Below are 17,513 nucleotides of genomic sequence, written 5' to 3'. Positions count from 1 at the left end.
AGGCATCGGCCTTTTTTTACGTCTGCTGCAGGTGGCCGCATTGGGGCAAATTGCACTGCAATTGCGGCAGATTTTTATATCACCCCAACTCAAATCCGGTTCCATAAACTCGGCCTTGGCCTGAAAATGAATTTTTCAAGGACGACTAAGTCAACATCAATTAAAAACCGCATCCATCCTTGCCTTGTGTTCAGGCAAGCTGTGCGGCCTTGTTCGCCTTGGTCAACAGCGTTCGGGTTTCTTTTTCGTGGGTTTTGACCTCGTCCAGTGTGGCCTCCAGGTCGGCCAGCTGCGACTCCAGTTGCTGACGGTGTTCGGCCAGTACCACCAGAAACTTCTTGAGCTGGGGCACCGTGTCGCGGGGACTGTCATACATGTCGATCAGGTCTTTGGCCTCGGTGAGGGACAAACCCAGGCGTTTGGCCCGCAGAGTCAGCTTGAGGCGGGTGCGGTCACGCGATGAATACACCCGGTTGCGCCCACCAGGGCCGGATCGCTCGGGCTCGAGCAAGCCCATGTCTTCGTAAAAACGGATGGCGCGCGTGGTCAGGTCAAATTCCTGAGCCAGATCGCTGATTGTGTATGTGTTCGCCATGGCGTGGTTCCTCACCGTGCTTGCGCAGCGGGGACAGCCCTGTGACAAGCCGCCCCATAAAATACAAATTCATATTTGACGTTGACGTTAACGTCAATGACCCGAATGCTAACCCAAACCACCTGACGCATGTCCACATTGCCCACAGCCCCCGTGATGCAACAGCCAGACGCCCGCGTCCCGCCCCACTCCCCGAGTCATCCGCTGAACTTCCCCTTGGCAGACCAACTGCCCGACACGGGCTCCGCCATCGAGGTCGCGCCTGGCATTTTCTGGTTGCGCATGGCCCTGCCCTTTGCCCTGAACCACATCAACCTGTGGCTGCTGCGTGACCGCCTGCCGCACCCCACCCAAGGGGGTGAGATGCAAGAAGGCTGGACGGTGGTGGACTGCGGCATCGACAACCCCGCGACCCGAGAGGCCTGGTTGAAGGTGGAGCAGCAAATGCTGCAGGGCTTGCCCGTCTTGCGTGTGCTGGTCACCCACATGCACCCGGACCACATGGGTCTGGCCCATTGGCTGTGTGAGCGCTGGCAGGCCCCTTTGTGGATGAGTACCAGCGAATACCAATCGGCCTTATTGGCCAGCAGCGGCGTGTCCAACTTTGGCGGTGCGCCCACCATGGCCTTTTTTGCGTCGCACGGCTGGCGCCAGCCCGAGGAACTGGCCCAGGTCAAAGCCCGTGTTGGCTACTACCCGAGCATGGTGCCTCATATTCCTGGCGCCTACGTTCGCCTGATGGCGGGAGCGCCTGTGCAGATCGGCGACCGGATTTGGCAATGCATCAGTGGTTACGGCCACTCACCAGAACACATGGCACTGCATGACGCCAAAAACCAGTTATTGATCAGCGGTGACATGCTGCTGCCAGCCATTTCCACCAACGTCAGCGTGTACGCCATGGAGCCGGACAGCAACCCGCTTCAGCTGTTTCTGGACTCGCTGAAAAAAATGGCACACCTGCCGGACCCAACCCTGATCCTGCCCTCGCACGGTCGCCCGTTTCGGGGCGCAGCATCGCGCATTGAACAGCTTTGTGTGCACCATGCAGACCGCTTGGCCGAACTGCTGCAAGCCTGCCGCGATCAAGCGAAGTGCGCTCACGAATTGCTGCCCTTGCTGTTCAAGCGCCCACTCGACATGCACCAGACCACCTTTGCCTTGGGCGAAGCAGTGGCCCACTTGAACCTGCTTTGGCTGTCCGGCCAGATGCTGCGCCAGCGCGATGTCGATGGCACCATTCGCTTCAGAACCGCTCAGTCTTGATTGAGACCTGACGGGGCCTGACGCAAGGCTTTGCGCCGCTGAGCGTAATCGGGCATGACCTCGCCCACTGTTTCCCAAAAGCGAGGGCCGTGGTTCATCTCGCGCAAATGGGCCAACTCGTGCACCACCACGTAATCAATCTGGCTGATGGGCAAATGGATGAGTCGCCAATTCAGGCGGATGTGGCCATCGGCGCGGGCGCTCCCCCAACGCGTGCTGGCGCTCGACAGGCTGAGTTTTTGCCAGCGTACACCCAGCAAGGGTGCAAAGTGGTTCAGGCGCTGCTCAAACAAACCCTTAGCCTGCTTCTTGAGCCACACCTGCGCCGCGTCGCGCACCTGGGTCACGGTGGCGCCGGGTGGCACCGTCACAGGCAACACTTGCTCAGCAGGAATGTCCTGGCCGAGCACGCGGCCAACGCCACGCTCCAGTACGCACAGTTGCACCATGCGTCCCAGATAGGGCACCTCAGCGCCATGACGCCACTCGATGGCTTGTTGAAATTGTTCGGTCTGCTGCTCTTTGAACTGCTGTAACTTGGCCACGATCCAGGCGCCTTTTTCCTGCACTGAGGCGTCCACTTCGCGCAAAGTCACCCAACTCGGTGCACGCACCACCAGGCCATCGGCCCCGACCATGAAGCCGATGCTTTTGCGGCGTGAGCGCTCAAAACGAAAAGACACCATGACGCCCTGCAACTGCGCATGCCGGTTGGCCGCAGGGTGGGTGAACCCCAGACCGTTGACATGGGGCAGCGCCACAGAACTGAGCAGTTCAGGGGCAGGATGTGCCTGAGAAGACGCCGGAAATGCCGGCTTGGTCGGCTGTGTGGTCACGGGCAACGCCGGATCGCCCCCTGTGAAAAAGTCCAGCACAAACTGCAAAGGCGCGCGCATGGTTTGCCCGTTTCGTCTCAGTGCCCGATGGCGGCAGGGTAAGCCTCTGGGTCCAGGCGATGCATTTCAGACTCGATCCAGGCCTCGACCTCCAGCATCAGTTCGTCAGCACTTCGCCCTTCACTCGGAATGGCTTTGCCAATCGAGATGTCAACCACGCCCGGCTTTTTGACAAACGCCCGGGTCGGCCAGCAACGCGCCGAAGTCACGGCAATCGGAATCACCGGCACACCCGCAGCAATCGCCAGCCGCGCACCACCGCTTTTGTACTCGCCCTTTTGACCACGCGGAATGCGGGTGCCCTCGGGAAACATGATCACCCAGACGCCCTCCTGCATCAGGCGACGGCCCTGTTGGACCACTTTGGCAAAGGCCCGCGACCGCTCTTTGCGGTCGATGTGGATCATGTCCATGCGACCCATGGCCCAACCGAAAAACGGCACACTGAGCAGCTCTTTCTTGAACACATAAGCCAGCGGGTGCGGCATGATCGCGGGCATGACGAAAGTCTCCCAAGTCGACTGGTGCTTGACCAGCAAGACGGCCGGGTCTTTGCGGCCCTGCGGCAGGTTTTCCATGCCCTGAATGCGGTTTTCGATGCCCAGAATCCAGGTGCCGCTGTTCACGGCCAAGCGCAGCCAACCGGCGCAAATCCAGTACAAGCGGGTACTGCTGATGAAGTACGACACGCCCACCACAAACAAAGCCCACGGCACGACGGTGATGGCCATCCACAAAACATGGGCAAGAGAGCGGATGAAATTCATGCAGTGTGAGGACTCGGGTGGGAATGTCAGGTGTGAATATCAGCTGGTCTTGTCGCGGTCGGTCGCGTCGCCAAGCAGGTGGTCGACAAAAGCACCCAGATCGGCATGAACTTGTGTGTCGGGGGGAAAGCCAATGGGAAAGGACGGGGCCTGCAGATCAGGATGTCGCCCGGTCAACACCATGTGCGGTGCGCAACCTGCCGAATGGGCCGCCTGCATGTCGCGCAGGCTGTCACCGACATAGGGCACCCCCTTCAGGTCGATGCCGTACCGCTCTTGAATTTGTTGCAACAAGCCCGGTGCAGGCTTGCGGCAGGCACAGCCTTCACCAGGTGCATGGGGGCAGTAAAAGATCGCATCGATCCGGCCACCTGCAGCGGCCAAGGACTTGAGCATATGGGCATGCACCGCGTTGAGCGCGGCCATGTCAAACAGGCCGCGCCCCAAACCCGACTGGTTGGTGGCCAGCACCACGTGAAACCCGGCGTGGTTCAGGCGACTGATGCCCTCGAGCGCTCCGGGCAAAGGGTGCCATTCTTCGGGTGATTTGACGAACTCGTCGCTGGCTCGGTTGATCGTGCCGTCGCGGTCCAGAATCACGAGTTTGATTTGCATGGCTGTTGCGCGATCAGGCCGCCAGCCGCGACAAATCGGCCACACGGTTCATGGCCACATGCAAGGATTTGAGCAGGCCCTGACGGTTCAGGCGAAGGTCCATGGCTTCGGCGTTGACCATCACGTCGTCAAAGAAAGCGTCGACCGGGCCGCGCAGCGCCGCCAAAGTCTGCAGGCTGGCGGTGTAATCACCGGCCTTGAACTGCGCCTCGGACTCGGGCAACAACCTTTGCATCATGGCGTGCAGGCTTTTTTCGGCATCTTCCTGCAGCAGCGCGACATTCACGTGGGCATCCACTTCACCGGCTTTCTTCAGGATGTTGCCAATGCGTTTGTTGGCCGCAGCCAGTGCAGGGCTTTCTGGCAAGGCCGCAAAAGCACGAACCGCCGACAGGAACTCGCCGACCTGACCCAGACGGGCCGGGCGCAATGCCATCACGGCATCCACCTCTTGCGGGCTGTAAGCTTGCTCGCGCAGGCTGCCGGACAGGCGGTCGTAGATGAAATCAATCAAGAGCACCGAAGGATCGGTGATCTTGTTGCCAAACACGGGCGCAGCCAGCGCCAGCAATTCAGGCAGACCCAGCGCCATGTCTTTCTCGATCAGCATGCGGATCACACCCAAGGCATGGCGACGCAGAGCGAACGGATCTTTGTCGCCTGTGGGCACATTGCCAATGCCGAACATGCCGACCAGGGTTTCTAATTTATCCGCCAAGGCCACGACCACGCCAATGTCGTTGCTGGGCAACTCGTCGCCTGCAAAACGTGGACGGTAGTGGTCGCCAATGGCGTTGGCCACGGCATCACTCAAGCCATCGTTCTTGGCGTAATACGTGCCCATGATGCCTTGCAGCTCGGGGAACTCGCCGACCATGTCAGTCAGCAAATCGGTCTTGGCCAAACGCGCGGCCAACTCGGCCTGCTGCGCCAGCGCATCACCCCCCAGTTGCTGGCCAATGGCCTTGGCAATTGCGCATACGCGCGCCATGCGCTCACCTTGCGTGCCCAGTTTGTTGTGATACACGACCTTGGACAGGCCTTCGACGCGCGATTCGAGCGTCTTTTTACGGTCCTGGTCGAAGAAGAATTTGGCGTCGGCCAGGCGCGGGCGTACCACGCGCTCGTTGCCACCGATCACGGACGATGCATCATCGGGCGTGATGTTGCTGACCACCAAAAACTGGTGGGTCAGTTTGCCTGCAGCATCGAGCAGCGGAAAGTATTTCTGGTTGGCCTTCATCGTGAGGATCAGGCACTCTTGCGGCACATCCAGAAACTCGGTCTCAAACTGGCAGGTCAGTACATTCGGGCGCTCAACCAGAGCGGTCACTTCATCCAGCAGGGCATCGTCTTCGATCGGGCGAACACCACCGCCGACTTGGGCGGCGGCCGCCTGCAACTGGCGCACGATGTCGGCGCGTCGTTCGACAAAGCTGGCAATCACCGCGCCGTCTTTTTGCAGCACCTCGGCGTACTGGTCGGCATGCGCCAACACCAGGGGCGAGACCTTGGCTTCAAAGCGGTGGCCTTGCGTGCTGTTGCCGGCTGTCAGGCCCAGCGCCTTGACGGGCACCACCGCAGCCCCATGCAAGGCAATCAGGCTGTGCGCAGGGCGCACAAAGTTGACACTGCTCCAGCCGGGCAGTTCGCAATCGGTCTCCAGCTGGTATTGCATGACTTTGGGGATCGGCAACTTGGCCAGCGCTTCCTCCAGCGCTTTTTGCAATCCAACCACCAGCGTTGAACCCGTCACGACGCTGTCATAAAACAAGGCTTCACCCTTGCCGTCAGGGGCGCGCTTGAGTGCGGCCACGGCGGCAACCGGGTCAGTCACGTCAGCGCCCAGTGCCTGCAATTTTTTGAGCAATGCGGGGCTGGCGTTGCCACTCGCGTCCAGACCCACCGCCACGGGCATCAGCTTTTGCTGAACCGCCTTGTTGGCGGCTTGCGCAGACACCGCCGTCACATGCGCCGCCAGACGGCGGGGCGAGGCAAAAGCCGTCACTTGCGAATCTGCGGCAGCCAGTCCTTGGGCGCGCAGTTGTTCCACCAGGGTGGCCGCAAAGGATTCACCCAGCTTCTTGAGCGCCTTGGGCGGCAACTCTTCCACAAACAGTTCAACCAGCAAATTTTGTATCGTCATGTCGTACTTCCTCACGCGGCTTTCTTGGGCATTTGAGCAACCCATTCGCGCGGAGCCATCGGGAAGTCCAGACGTTCGCGGCTTTCGTAATAACTCTGGGCCACGCTGCGGGCCAGATTTCGGATGCGGCCGATGTAGGCGGCACGTTCGGTGACGCTGATCGCGCCTCGGGCATCCAACAGGTTGAAGGTGTGGGCCGCCTTGAGAACCTGCTCGTAAGCAGGCAGTGCCAGTTGCTTGGCGATCAGGTTTTGCGCCTGCTGCTCATGCGCGCTGAACGCGACGAATAAAAAGTCAGCATCCGAGTGCTCAAAGTTGTAGGCGGACTGTTCCTGCTCGTTTTGCAGGTAGACGTCCCCATAACTCATGGTGTCGGTCCACTTCAGGTTGTAGACGTTGTCCACGCCCTGCAAATACATGGCCAGGCGCTCGAGGCCGTAGGTGATCTCGCCGGTGATGGGCTTGCAGTCGATGCCGCCGACTTGCTGGAAATAGGTGAACTGCGTGACTTCCATGCCGTTCAGCCAGACTTCCCAGCCCAGGCCCCAGGCACCCAGCGTCGGGTTTTCCCAGTCGTCTTCCACAAAACGGATGTCGTTTTGCTTCAGGTCAAAACCCAGCGCCTCAAGCGAGCCGAGGTACAGCTCCAGAATGTTGCTGGGTGCCGGCTTCAGCACGACCTGAAATTGGTAATAGTGCTGCAAACGGTTGGGGTTTTTGCCGTAGCGGCCGTCTTTGGGGCGGCGACTGGGCTGCACGTAGGCGGCCTTCCAAGGCTCGGGGCCGATGGCACGCAAAAAAGTGGCCGTGTGGCTGGTGCCCGCACCGACTTCCATGTCGTAGGGCTGGAGCAAGGCACAGCCCTGGGCATCCCAGTATTGCTGCAGTTTCAAAATGATTTGCTGAAAAGTCAACATGGCCTGAGCAGGCCAGCAGCGAGCTGGCGTGGGTTAGATGGGCGCAGTCGTTGCGCGAGCCCTTGATTTTACGGTCATTGTCGGCGTCGCCACGACCTCACGACAGCCCAGGCCACCAGCGTGCAACACAAGGCCCAAAGCGGCCACAAACCCCAAGCCGAAGCCCAGCGTGCAAACGGCGTCATCCCGTTGCGACCTTCATAGGCGCCTGTCAGGCTGCCCCGGGTAAAGCGCGGCAACTGATGGGTCACGCTGCCCTGGTGGTCAATGATGGCTGTGGCCCCGGTGTTGGTCGCACGCAGCATCGGTCGCCCCAGTTCAATGGCGCGCATGCGCGAGATGCTCAGGTGCTGGTCAACGGCCAGCGTGTCGCCAAACCAGGCGATGTTGCTCACGTTCACCATCACAGTGGGCGCCTGCGCCGGGTCTTTGAACCGAATGGCGAGCTCTTCGCCAAACAGGTCTTCGTAGCAAACATTCGGGGCCAGTCGCTGGCCTTGCCAATGCACAGAAGGCTGCGCCCATCCCCCGGATCGGAAATCGCCCAATGGAATGTTCATCATTTGTACGAACCAGACAAATCCGGGCGGCATGAACTCACCAAAGGGCACCAGATGCGACTTGTCGTATCGGTAATCCAGCGAGCCGGTGGGGCCCAGCGCGACCACCGAGTTGGTGTAACCCTCGGTCTGGCTGCCCAATGGCAGCCCCACCAGCGCCATCGGACGACCCGTTGCAGCGAAATGCTGCTGCAAGCCAGACCAATAGCCCTCGGGCAAATGACGTGGCAGCAAAGGCACGGCGGTCTCGGGTGCCACCACCAAGGCTTGCTGGCTGCTGCGCAGTTTCGCGTCGTACCACTGGAGCGCATCCCGAACGCCACTGGCTGCGTCAAATTTGGCGCTTTGGGAAATGTTGGCCTGCAGTAACTCGACCTGCCCCATCCCGGCCGAAGTGGTGAAAGTGGGGCCCCATGCCTGCAGCCCCCAAGACACCAAGCCCATACCGATCAAGGGCTTGAGCGCGCGCAACACCCAACCTGTCAGAGCCAGACGCATGGCCAGCCAAGCGGCCAGGGCGCCGATACCGTACACCCCGATCCAGGGCGCCCAGACAGACAACACGCCATCCACATGCGCATAACCGCCAGCACCCCAAGGAAAACCAGTCAGCCAGCGCCCACGCATGAGTTCGGCCAGGGTCCACAAGGCGGCAAAAAGCGCACTGGCCAGACCCGGCCGATGCGCCATGACACCTCTGGCCAGAACCACCCAAGCTGCCGCAGCTGCAGCGTAATACAGCGCCAAAGCCGCCGCCAAAGCACCCACTGCCAGAGCAGCCAAGGGGGCAGGCAAACCACCTACATCGTGCATGGACACAAACAACCACCAAAAGCAGCCTGTGAGCCAGGCGGTGGCAAAGACACCACCCGACCAAGCGGCCTGCCTGGCCGAAGAACGGGCTGGTTGGTCGTCGCGCGCTGTTCGCACCAGGCCAGCGGCCAGCAAGGACAAACTCAAAACCTGCAGCCATCCTTGCGCCTGGCCATTGCCGGGCATGGCCATGGATGCGGCCTGCGCTGCACCTGCCAAAGCGGGCCACACGGTTTGCAGACCGCGCACGCGCGCCGAGCCAAAATTCATGCCTTGGGCTCGGGGGGGGGGACCGTGGAAACAGGCGACACCTTGAACCAGCGCACAGCGCCCGCACGAGTGTGCAAGACCACAAACTGAAGCCCCGCCAGATCGTGCCGCTCGCCCCGACGCGGCACATGGCCCATTTCATGGGCAATCAGGCCGCCGATGGTGTCAAAGTCTGGGCCTTCGCTGTCTTCGCGCGCTTCTTGCAAGTTGACGCCAAAGGCTTCGCTGACACGTTCAAGCGAGGTGTCGCCACTGACCCGGAAACTTCGGTCCGGCAAACCAAAAATGTCGCCCTCGTCGTCGGCGATGTCGAATTCGTCCTCGATCTCGCCCACAATTTGTTCCAGCACATCCTCAATGGTGATGAGGCCAGCGGTACGCCCGAATTCATCAATGACGATGGCCAAGTGGTTGCGGTTGTCTCGGAACTGGCGCAGCAAGTCATTCAGGCCTTTGCTCTCAGGCACAAACACAGCCGGACGCAGTAAGGCGCGAATGTTCAGTTCGGGGGCACGCTGCAGCTTGAGCAGGTCTTTGGCGAGCAAGATGCCAATGATGTTTTCTTTTTCACCCTCAAAGACCGGAAAACGCGAGTGCGCCGTCTCGATCACGTGGTTGAGCAACTGGTCAACCGAGTCTTCAATGTCCAGCAAGTCCATCCGGGGCGCTGCCACCATCACATCGCCCGCCGTCATGTCGGCCATGCGGATCACGCCCTCGAGCATCAGGCGGCTCTCTGAATTGATGATGTGGTTGTCTTCGGCCTCGGCGAGGGTTTCGATCAACTCGTCGGTCGAGTCGGGGCCGGGATGGATGAATTCGGCAAGCTTTTGCAGAAAACTGCGCTTGTCTTCGCGCTCAAGGTAACGCGCAGGGTGGGGATCGGACACAGTCAGAAAGTGCAGGACATGCTGTTATGGGCAAGCCTCAAGGATAGCGGATTCAGATGACAAGCCGACAAATCAGGGCTTGTGTGATGCGTGGCGGGCATCACGTACCCCTTGGCGAATCTCTTGCATGGTGGCCAGCCATTCGCGAAATTGCTGCGCTTGGTTTTTCAACTGGTAATCCAATTCGGCCATTTGCTCTTGCATGAGCCCGCTCAACTGACTGTCCAGCGTCGCCTCGCGCAAGGTCAAATAGGCCTCGGATTCGCTGCCATCGCGCTGGACTTTGGCACCCGCGTGGCGCGCGATTTTGAGCATGGCGACGTTTTCACTCAAGGCGTGGATGAACAGCATGCTCACCCCTTGGTTGCGGGCGTGCATGACGGCGTGGTTGAAAAGGCGGACTCCCAAGCCCTTGCCGCGCTGATGGGAAGCGACCGACACACCGAACTCAGCGCAGGTGGCCCACTGTGGATCGACCGAATACGCCAAATGCGCCATGGCCACCAGTTCAAGACGGCGGTTGAACACCCCAAAAATCTCGTCGCGATCAAAGTTCAAACCCAAGACGTAGCGCTCAATCTGCTCATCGGTCGCTTGGTACCCAAAACGCAAATAACGGTCCTGCACATCCAGGGACAACAAATGCTTGAGGATGCGCGGCTTGTGGCGCGGCGACAAAGACCGAATGGGAATCCACCCGCCACTTGCGCGTGCGGAGGGCCTCTCCGAAGCCCAGCCCATCACGCCACCCACAACCCAGCGTCGCCAGAAATGGCGCCAAAATCCAGGCCGGTGGTTGGTGTTCAAGGTCATATAAATCCAAGGGTTTTCCCTAACTCTACACCCAATAGCGAGGCCTTGTCTGTTCCGGTTATTTGTCGCCTGTGAGACCTTGCCGGACATGACCGAGGTTTTGCCCGATCACACTTTGGCAAACAGTTAGCCACAATCAGGGCAATCAGGAGAACAAGTGATGGAACGTATTTGGCTGAAAAACTACCCACCCGGCGTCCCGCACGACATCGACCCGAACCAATACAGCAGCCTGACCGACTTGCTGGAGAGGGCTTTCAGTGAGCACAGCAACAGCCCGTTTTCGGTCTGCATGGATCGCTGGATGCGCTACAAGGAACTCGACGAACTGTCCAGAGCCCTGGGCGCCTGGCTTCAGGACAAAGGCTTGGAACCCGGCAGTCGGGTGGCCATCATGCTGCCCAACCTGCCTCAGTTTGCAGTGACCATGGCCGCCATCTTGCGCGCCGGTTACACCTGCGTGAACGTGAACCCGCTTTACACCGCCCGCGAACTGGAACACCAACTCAAGGACTCCGGCGCCACGGCCATCGTCATTCTGGAAAACTTTGCAGCCACCTTGCAAAATGTGCTCGACCACACGGCCGTTCAACATGTGGTGCTGGCTTCGATCGGCGACTTGCTGGGCCCCTGGTACGGCCGCTGGATGACATTTGCCGTGCGGCACCTGGCCAAAATGGTGCCTGAATTCGAACTGTCGCTGGATGGCGGGCGCACGGTTACCGCGTTCAAAAAAGCCATTGCACAAGGTCGCCACCTGAGCCTGAAAGCAACGCACCAGACGCTGGATAACACGGCGTTTTTGCAATACACCGGCGGAACGACCGGCCTGTCCAAAGGCGCGGTATTGACGCATCGCAACGTGGTGGCAGCCATTTTGCAAGCCGAAGGCTGGTTCACCCCGGCCTTGGCCAGCATTGGCGATTTGCGCAAAGTCAACAGCATTGCGGCACTGCCGCTTTATCACATCTTTGCCTTGACACTGTGTTTGCTGGCCATCCGTCAAGGCTCGCACCTGACGCTGGTGCCCAACCCACGTGACTTTGCCAAGTTCATCGGCGTACTCAAACAGCGGGCTTTTCACATGCTGCCCGGGGTCAACACCTTGTTCAACGCCTTGATGCAACACCCCATGTTCAAGACGATCGACTTTTCGTCGTTGCGACTGACTCAGGCAGGGGGCATGGCCGCATCTGAAGGCACCGCGCGCCACTGGCAAGCCGCCACCGGCAGCGCCATGATCGAAGGCTGGGGCATGAGCGAGACCTGCGCCATTGGCACCAACAACCCGGTCACACAAACCCACTTCAGTGGCAACATCGGTCTGCCGCTGCCCAGCATCGACATCGCCATCAAAGACGACGCGGGCGAAAGCTTGCCCATCGGCAGCTCGGGCGAAATTTGTATTCGTGGCCCTAACGTGATGACCGGCTATTTCAACCAGCCCGAAGAAAACGCCAAGACCTTTACACCCGACGGCTTCATGCGCACGGGCGATGTGGGCATCATGGACCACGAAGGCTTCACACGCATCGTCGATCGCAAGAAAGACATGATCATCGTGAGCGGTTTCAACGTCTTTCCAAGCGAGTTGGAAAACGTCATCTCGACCTGTCCTGGCGTGGTGGAGTGCGCCATTGTGGGCATACCAGATGCCATGCAAGGCGAAACCATCAAGGCCTTTGTGGTGCGCAACGACCCGCTGCTGACCGAAGAGGCGGTAGCCCAGTTCTGTCATGAAAATCTAACGGGCTACAAACGCCCCAAATACATCGAGTTCCGGGACGAACTGCCCAAATCCAATGTCGGCAAAATTTTGCGCCGGGAACTGCGCAGCAACAAATAATGCCCTCTTGTTGTCTCGCATGAACTCAAGCATTTCTTTGCCTATGGGCGTGACGGTCTTAGAGCGCGGCTGGCTCTCGGCCAACAATGTTCTGCTATGCGATGCGGACAGCGCCACGCTGGTGGACAGTGGCTATGTCACGCACCAAGCGCAAACACTGGCCTTGGTCGAGCAGGCTTTGCAAGGCCGCAAGCTGGACCAATTGGCCAACACCCACTTGCACAGCGACCACTGCGGCGGCAACCAGGCCCTGCAAGCCCGCTACCCGGCTTTGCAAACCTGGATACCCCCCGGATTGGCGGCTGACGTACAAGCTTGGTCTGAAGAGGCGTTGAGCTACAAACCCACCGGGCAAAATTGCCCCCCTTTCACCTTCACCGGCTTGCTCCAACCCGGAACTAACCGCCGCTGGGCCAATACGGACTGGGAAGTCCATGCCGCCCCAGGCCATGACCCGCACTCGGTGATTTTGTTCGCGCCAGAACACCGGCTGCTGATGTCAGCCGATGCCCTGTGGCAAAACGGATTCGGGGTGGTGTTTCCTGAACTGGTGGGCATTGACGCTTTTGACGAGGTCGGGCAAACACTCGATCTGATTGAGCAACTCAAGCCCGCCATCATCATCCCGGGGCATGGCGCCGTCTTCACCGAAGTGGCCCCCGCACTGGCTCTGGCACGCAGCAAACTGGAAGCCTTTGCCCGGACCCCAGAACGCCACGCACGCTATGGCACCAAGGTGCTGCTCAAATTCAAATTGCTGGAATGGGGCCGCATCTCCAAGACCGACTTCAGCGACTGGGCCATGCGGGTGCCCTATTTGAACGAACTGCACAACCGCTTTGGCCTTGGTCATGACTTGCCCACCTGGCTGGACATGATGCTGTCCGAGCTGGAACGCAGCGGCGCCCTGGAAGTGCGTGATGGCTTCTTGCAAGACGCATGAAACTCAAGCCTCCCCCCGCTTGGCTGAGTGCAGCAAAATTTATAAGAATACAATCCACTTTTGTTTAAATAGTTTTATTGCGGATTGCTGACGTTTTTTAAAATTCCGGCTCGCCCTAAATTGACCTCGAGCCCCCAGGGTCTGGACATGACCCACGATGCCTCACTGACTTGACCCGCGACGGGTTGCAAGTTCCAAGCTCAACCCAACAAATGTGCAAATGCCATCAGGCGATGCACTTTTCCCGGCGGGATCTTCCAAGAAACCGCCATTTCCTGTGTGCAGGGTTTGTTTCAAAATCTGCATGCCACCTCTCTGAAAGGCTCAACCATGAGCAGCAAAATTTACGTGGGCAACTTGCCTTACACCATCGACGACGCCAGCTTGCGTCAAAACTTCTCTGAGTTTGGCGGCGTTCTGTCGGCCAAAGTCATGATGGACCGCGACACAGGTCGCTCCAAAGGCTTCGCATTTGTCGAAATGTCCAGCGCTGAAGAAGCCCAAGCCGCGATCACGGGCCTCAATGGCATGTCGGTCAGCGGTCGCTCCATTGTGGTGAACATCTCCAAGCCGAAAGAGCCAAGCACCGGCTACGGCAGCGGTTACCGCGATACACGCAACTGATCTTTTTCAGCTTGCTCCAAAAACCCGTCCATGTGACGGGTTTTTTTATGGCTGATCGGTGTTGTCCCAGGCAGTTTGCAGCTGCCTTTTAAACGGGTCTATTGGTGGTGAAAGAAGCGCTTATATTCTTCACACAAACAAACTATCCTCTGCCGTGGCGAGCAAAGAGTTGTCCGTCATTTTGAAAGTAAAAACATGGCCATTGACTCTGATCTCATCAATGCACTGGCGCCCACCGGCGTTTTGCGCGCAGCCATCAATTTGGGTAATCCGATTCTGGCTCATCGCCACACCGAGACCGGTGAACCTGCCGGTGTTTCGGTGGACATGGCCCGCGCCTTTGCCCTGTCCCTGGGGCTCGAGCTGACTTTGAGTGTTTTTGACTCTGCGGGTCAATCGGTGGAAGCTGCCAGTTCGAACCAGGTCGACATCGGTTTTTTTGCCATCGATCCGCTGCGTGGCAAAGACATCGCTTTTTCTCCCCCTTATGTCTTGATAGAAGGCAGCTACATGGTGCGCGAAGGATCGGTCATCACGCGCAATGAACAAGTGGATGAAGCGGGCATACAAGTTACTGTGGGCAAGGGCAGTGCTTACGACTTGTACCTCACACGCGCCTTAAAGCAGGCCGACATTGTTCGGGCGCCTACTTCGCCAACCGTGGTTGATGTGTTTTTGGCGCAAGGACTGGAAGTCGCAGCCGGCGTGCGTCAGCAATTGGAATCCGATGCCCGCCGTTACGGGCATTTGCGTGTTTTGCCGGGCCGCTTCATGGTCATCGAGCAAGCCATGGGCACACCCAAAGTCAGAGGGCCACAAGCGCTTGCAAACCTCAGCCGATTTGTGGAGGACATGAAGGCATCCGGCAAGGTCGCTGAGGCATTGACCGTGCACGGTATCCAGGGGGCGTCTGTGGCCCCAGTGCAGCCAGCGTTCTGAGTTTTTAGTTGGACGAAACGGGCGCAACACCAGCACTCGGTCATGTCGTCATGCGCACTCAGTTCATGTCGTTTCAAAAGCCCCCATGCTTGAAACAACCAAAACATCAAATACACAAAAAAGAACATAGATTGTCAAAACAGAAAAACATATTGGCTTAGCGGTCTTGAGGCCTCAATGTATTGTTTTAGTTACTTTTTCAAATGGCCATGGATACAAAACAAATTGGCATCCAGCACATTTCCCCGCCGTTGAAGCGTACAGACAAATTGTTCATCGTTTTCATGATCGGCATGGCCTGCTTGGTGGCGGTGATGGGCTACACGACCTACCAACAGGGAAAGCTTGAAGAGACGTCCAAACGCAACGGGGAAGCCTGGCTCAAATGGCTGAGCGAATCTGCCAAGAGCCGCCATGCACCTGATTACCAGCCGGCCGCTTGTGGCGCTCAGTTGCCACCGGCCACACAGACTTGGGGGGGCTGTTTCGAAAGCATCACCGCACCCGACGGCCCACTGGGCGCACTGACCAACCCCTTTTCAGGCGGCCGCTTGCAGCGTGGCGTCAAATGCGATTCTCAGGACCGGACTTTGGCGGGTTCTTTGGTGTTTGAAAAACACACGCCGACCCCACCCGGCTCGGCCATTCCCAGCCTGTTGAGCGCTTTGGCAGACAGCGACGACATTGGACAAAAAGTTCAAATCAGATTGTCGGTTTGCGACAAGGGCGCCAATGTGATTCGCATTGGTGAGATCGAGTTCTAAAGGCACTGCGTATGGAAACCAAAGAACCCGCCATCAACAACACGCCCATGAGCCAAAGCATCATCCCGAGTGATTTGCCTTTGCGCAAATGGTTATTTTTGTGGCTGTTGTCACCCCGCCAAGAGGGCAACTTCCACAAAGTGATCGACCGCTGGATCAGCCTCTTGATCGTGGTCAATTTGGTCGCATTGGTGGCCGAACACATTCCATCCATCTACACACCATTCACCGCATGGTTTCATGCCTTTGATGTTTTTTCGGTCACCATCTTCACCCTCGAATACCTGCTGCGCCTTTACCTGGCGCCAGAAGATGAAGAGTTCAAGGCTGCACAACGGCCCAGAGTACGCTATTCCCTCAGCCCGTTTGCGCTGATCGACCTGATCGCCGTGCTGCCGTTTTATTTGCAGGCGTTCATCCCGCTGGATCTGCGCGCCCTCAGGCTGCTTCGTTTGCTGCGAATCCTGAAGCTGTTCAGGGTGCTTGTTCCCGCATTTCATGAGTTCAAGCAAGCCAACCAGGGCAGAACATTCAGGCAAAAGGTCCACGCCCTGGTGTTTCCAAGCTCTTTTGGCGGCGAGCTCCATCATATTTTTGACAACTTCATTGTTTTTTGGGTGATCGTTTCCGTCATCGCCGTGATCTTCGAATCGGTGCACAGCATCCAGTACCTGCTGAATCTGGAGTTCATCATTCTGGATGCCATCGCAGTGGGCATCTTCACGCTGGAATACTGCTTGCGAATCTACAGCTGCGTTGAAAATCCGAGCATGAAACATGCGCTGGGCGGGCGCATCAAGCAAGCTAAAACCACCAGTTCGATCATCGACTTTCTGGCCATCTTGCCGTTCTTTCTGGAATTTTTCCTGCACCATTTGCTGGATTTGCGGTTCTTGCGGGTTTTCCGATTGCTGCGGCTGCTCAAGCTCACCCGCTACACCGGCGCCACCACCACCCTCACCCGTGTCATCTCCCGGGAATGGCCTGTGCTGGCGGCGTCGGCGTTCATCATGCTGCTGCTGGTCATCATGACGGCCAGCCTAGGCTATCTGTTTGAGCACGAAGCCCAACCTGACAAGTTTGAAAACATTCCCCAATCCATTTATTGGGCGGTGATCACGCTGGCATCCGTCGGATATGGTGATATTTCACCCATCACACCCATGGGCCGGGTGATGACCATCATCTTGGCTTTGCTCGGAATTGGTATCTTTGCGATTCCTGCGGCCTTGCTGTCCTCTGCCTTTACCGACCAGCTGCGCATCGAGCGGGAAACGCTGAAAAACGAACTGTATGAAATGCTCTCAGACGGCGTGCTGGACGGGGCAGAGACTGACAAAGTCATGGCCGAAGCCAGGCGCCTTCATTTGAGCGATGATGAAGTCAACCGATTGATCGTCAAAGCGAAACGGGAAAGAGAGCTCAAGGAAGATGTTTCCGTGCTGCCCCTGCACAAGATAGCGGCCACCTCAGAACACGCCATTGAGCATTACAAAGTGCTGATCTCCCAGATTCGGCAACTGGGCGTCATGACCGATGCTGCCCGATTTGAATCAGTGGCCAAACAAAAGAATCGGCTGACGCCTGACGAATGGGCGTTGTGGCAACAGATTCAAGGGGATGAGCCCATCAAGCCTTGATGGGATGCGGTCAGAAATTGTTGCCGCCGACCGAAAACTGACCATCTAAACCTAGTAGTGCCGACTCAAAATTGACCAGGGTTGAAGTGGACCCCGAATTTGGGACAGGTGTTTAAGTGGGACACTATCCAAAAAAACGGGTTACCAATGACTGAATCAAAAAAACGCAGAGTTCATCCGCCGGAGTTCAAGGCCAAGGTGGGGCTGGA

The 17,513-nt window shown here is 58.2% G+C and carries 16 protein-coding genes; 7 read left to right on the top strand and 9 right to left on the bottom strand.

Annotated features, from left to right (window positions below; translation table 11 throughout):
* Positions 1 to 190: 190 nt before the first annotated feature.
* On the bottom strand, positions 191 to 595 hold the full coding sequence (locus B9Z45_RS15740) for a MerR family DNA-binding transcriptional regulator (RefSeq protein ID WP_108408161.1): 405 nt from the start codon (positions 593 to 595) through the stop codon (positions 191 to 193).
* A 129-nt stretch (positions 596 to 724) separates the two neighbouring features.
* Here B9Z45_RS15740 and B9Z45_RS15735 point away from each other — a divergent pair, with 129 nt between their 5' ends.
* Complete coding sequence (locus B9Z45_RS15735; RefSeq protein ID WP_108408158.1) at positions 725 to 1,861, top strand: MBL fold metallo-hydrolase; 1,137 nt, start codon at positions 725 to 727, stop codon at positions 1,859 to 1,861.
* Here the strand turns inward: B9Z45_RS15735 and B9Z45_RS15730 are convergent.
* From B9Z45_RS15730 to B9Z45_RS15695, 8 genes are all read right to left on the bottom strand, one after another.
* A complete protein-coding gene (locus B9Z45_RS15730) occupies positions 1,852 to 2,757 on the bottom strand; it encodes a M48 family metallopeptidase (protein ID WP_108408157.1) in 906 nt (301 codons plus the stop codon). The genes B9Z45_RS15735 and B9Z45_RS15730 overlap by 10 nt on opposite strands.
* A gap of 17 nt (positions 2,758 to 2,774) precedes the next feature.
* On the bottom strand, positions 2,775 to 3,524 hold the full coding sequence (locus tag B9Z45_RS15725; protein ID WP_108408156.1) for a 1-acyl-sn-glycerol-3-phosphate acyltransferase: 750 nt from the start codon (positions 3,522 to 3,524) through the stop codon (positions 2,775 to 2,777).
* Positions 3,525 to 3,563: 39 nt separating this feature from the next.
* The gene (gmhB, locus tag B9Z45_RS15720) at positions 3,564 to 4,139 is read right to left on the bottom strand and encodes a D-glycero-beta-D-manno-heptose 1,7-bisphosphate 7-phosphatase (RefSeq protein WP_108408155.1); all 576 of its coding nucleotides are present in this window, start codon (positions 4,137 to 4,139) and stop codon (positions 3,564 to 3,566) included.
* A gap of 13 nt (positions 4,140 to 4,152) precedes the next feature.
* Positions 4,153 to 6,285 carry a glycine--tRNA ligase subunit beta gene (gene glyS, locus B9Z45_RS15715; RefSeq protein WP_108408160.1) on the bottom strand — a complete coding sequence of 711 codons (2,133 nt, stop codon included), beginning with the start codon at positions 6,283 to 6,285 and terminating at the stop codon, positions 4,153 to 4,155.
* An 11-nt stretch (positions 6,286 to 6,296) separates the two neighbouring features.
* The gene (gene glyQ / locus B9Z45_RS15710) at positions 6,297 to 7,202 is read right to left on the bottom strand and encodes a glycine--tRNA ligase subunit alpha (RefSeq protein WP_108408154.1); all 906 of its coding nucleotides are present in this window, start codon (positions 7,200 to 7,202) and stop codon (positions 6,297 to 6,299) included.
* 74 nt (positions 7,203 to 7,276) lie between these two features.
* The gene (gene lnt / locus B9Z45_RS15705) at positions 7,277 to 8,845 is read right to left on the bottom strand and encodes an apolipoprotein N-acyltransferase (protein ID WP_108408153.1); all 1,569 of its coding nucleotides are present in this window, start codon (positions 8,843 to 8,845) and stop codon (positions 7,277 to 7,279) included.
* Complete coding sequence (locus B9Z45_RS15700; protein ID WP_108408152.1) at positions 8,842 to 9,735, bottom strand: HlyC/CorC family transporter; 894 nt, start codon at positions 9,733 to 9,735, stop codon at positions 8,842 to 8,844. The genes lnt and B9Z45_RS15700 overlap by 4 nt, the downstream gene beginning before the upstream one ends.
* Positions 9,736 to 9,807: 72 nt before the next feature.
* Positions 9,808 to 10,476, bottom strand: a complete 669-nt coding sequence (locus tag B9Z45_RS15695) for a GNAT family N-acetyltransferase (RefSeq protein ID WP_108408159.1) — start codon at positions 10,474 to 10,476, stop codon at positions 9,808 to 9,810.
* 232 nt (positions 10,477 to 10,708) lie between these two features.
* Here B9Z45_RS15695 and B9Z45_RS15690 point away from each other — a divergent pair, with 232 nt between their 5' ends.
* The 6 genes from B9Z45_RS15690 to B9Z45_RS15665 all read left to right on the top strand — a co-directional run bounded on the left by B9Z45_RS15690 (position 10,709) and on the right by B9Z45_RS15665 (position 17,304).
* Positions 10,709 to 12,394, top strand: a complete 1,686-nt coding sequence (locus tag B9Z45_RS15690) for an AMP-binding protein (protein ID WP_108408151.1) — start codon at positions 10,709 to 10,711, stop codon at positions 12,392 to 12,394.
* A gap of 19 nt (positions 12,395 to 12,413) precedes the next feature.
* Positions 12,414 to 13,337 (top strand): MBL fold metallo-hydrolase, encoded by a 924-nt coding sequence (locus B9Z45_RS15685; protein WP_108408150.1) that lies wholly within the window; start codon positions 12,414 to 12,416, stop codon positions 13,335 to 13,337.
* 330 nt (positions 13,338 to 13,667) lie between these two features.
* Positions 13,668 to 13,961, top strand: a complete 294-nt coding sequence (locus B9Z45_RS15680) for an RNA-binding protein (RefSeq protein ID WP_019425964.1) — start codon at positions 13,668 to 13,670, stop codon at positions 13,959 to 13,961.
* 195 nt (positions 13,962 to 14,156) lie between these two features.
* Entirely contained in the window at positions 14,157 to 14,900 is a 744-nt protein-coding gene (locus B9Z45_RS15675) for an ABC transporter substrate-binding protein (protein WP_108408149.1), read from the top strand.
* Between the two features lie 209 nt (positions 14,901 to 15,109).
* Positions 15,110 to 15,664 carry a hypothetical protein gene (locus tag B9Z45_RS15670; protein WP_146180938.1) on the top strand — a complete coding sequence of 185 codons (555 nt, stop codon included), beginning with the start codon at positions 15,110 to 15,112 and terminating at the stop codon, positions 15,662 to 15,664.
* An 11-nt stretch (positions 15,665 to 15,675) separates the two neighbouring features.
* Positions 15,676 to 17,304, top strand: coding sequence for an ion transporter (locus B9Z45_RS15665; protein WP_108408147.1), 1,629 nt, complete (start codon positions 15,676 to 15,678; stop codon positions 17,302 to 17,304).
* Positions 17,305 to 17,513: the final 209 nt, after the last annotated feature.

The sequence above is a fragment of the Limnohabitans sp. 2KL-17 genome, assembly GCF_003063415.1.
In the GTDB taxonomy this organism is placed as follows: Bacteria; Pseudomonadota; Gammaproteobacteria; order Burkholderiales; family Burkholderiaceae_C; genus Limnohabitans_A.
Note: the sequence above shows the minus strand (reverse complement) of the source record. Positions and strands in the feature narration are given on the sequence as shown.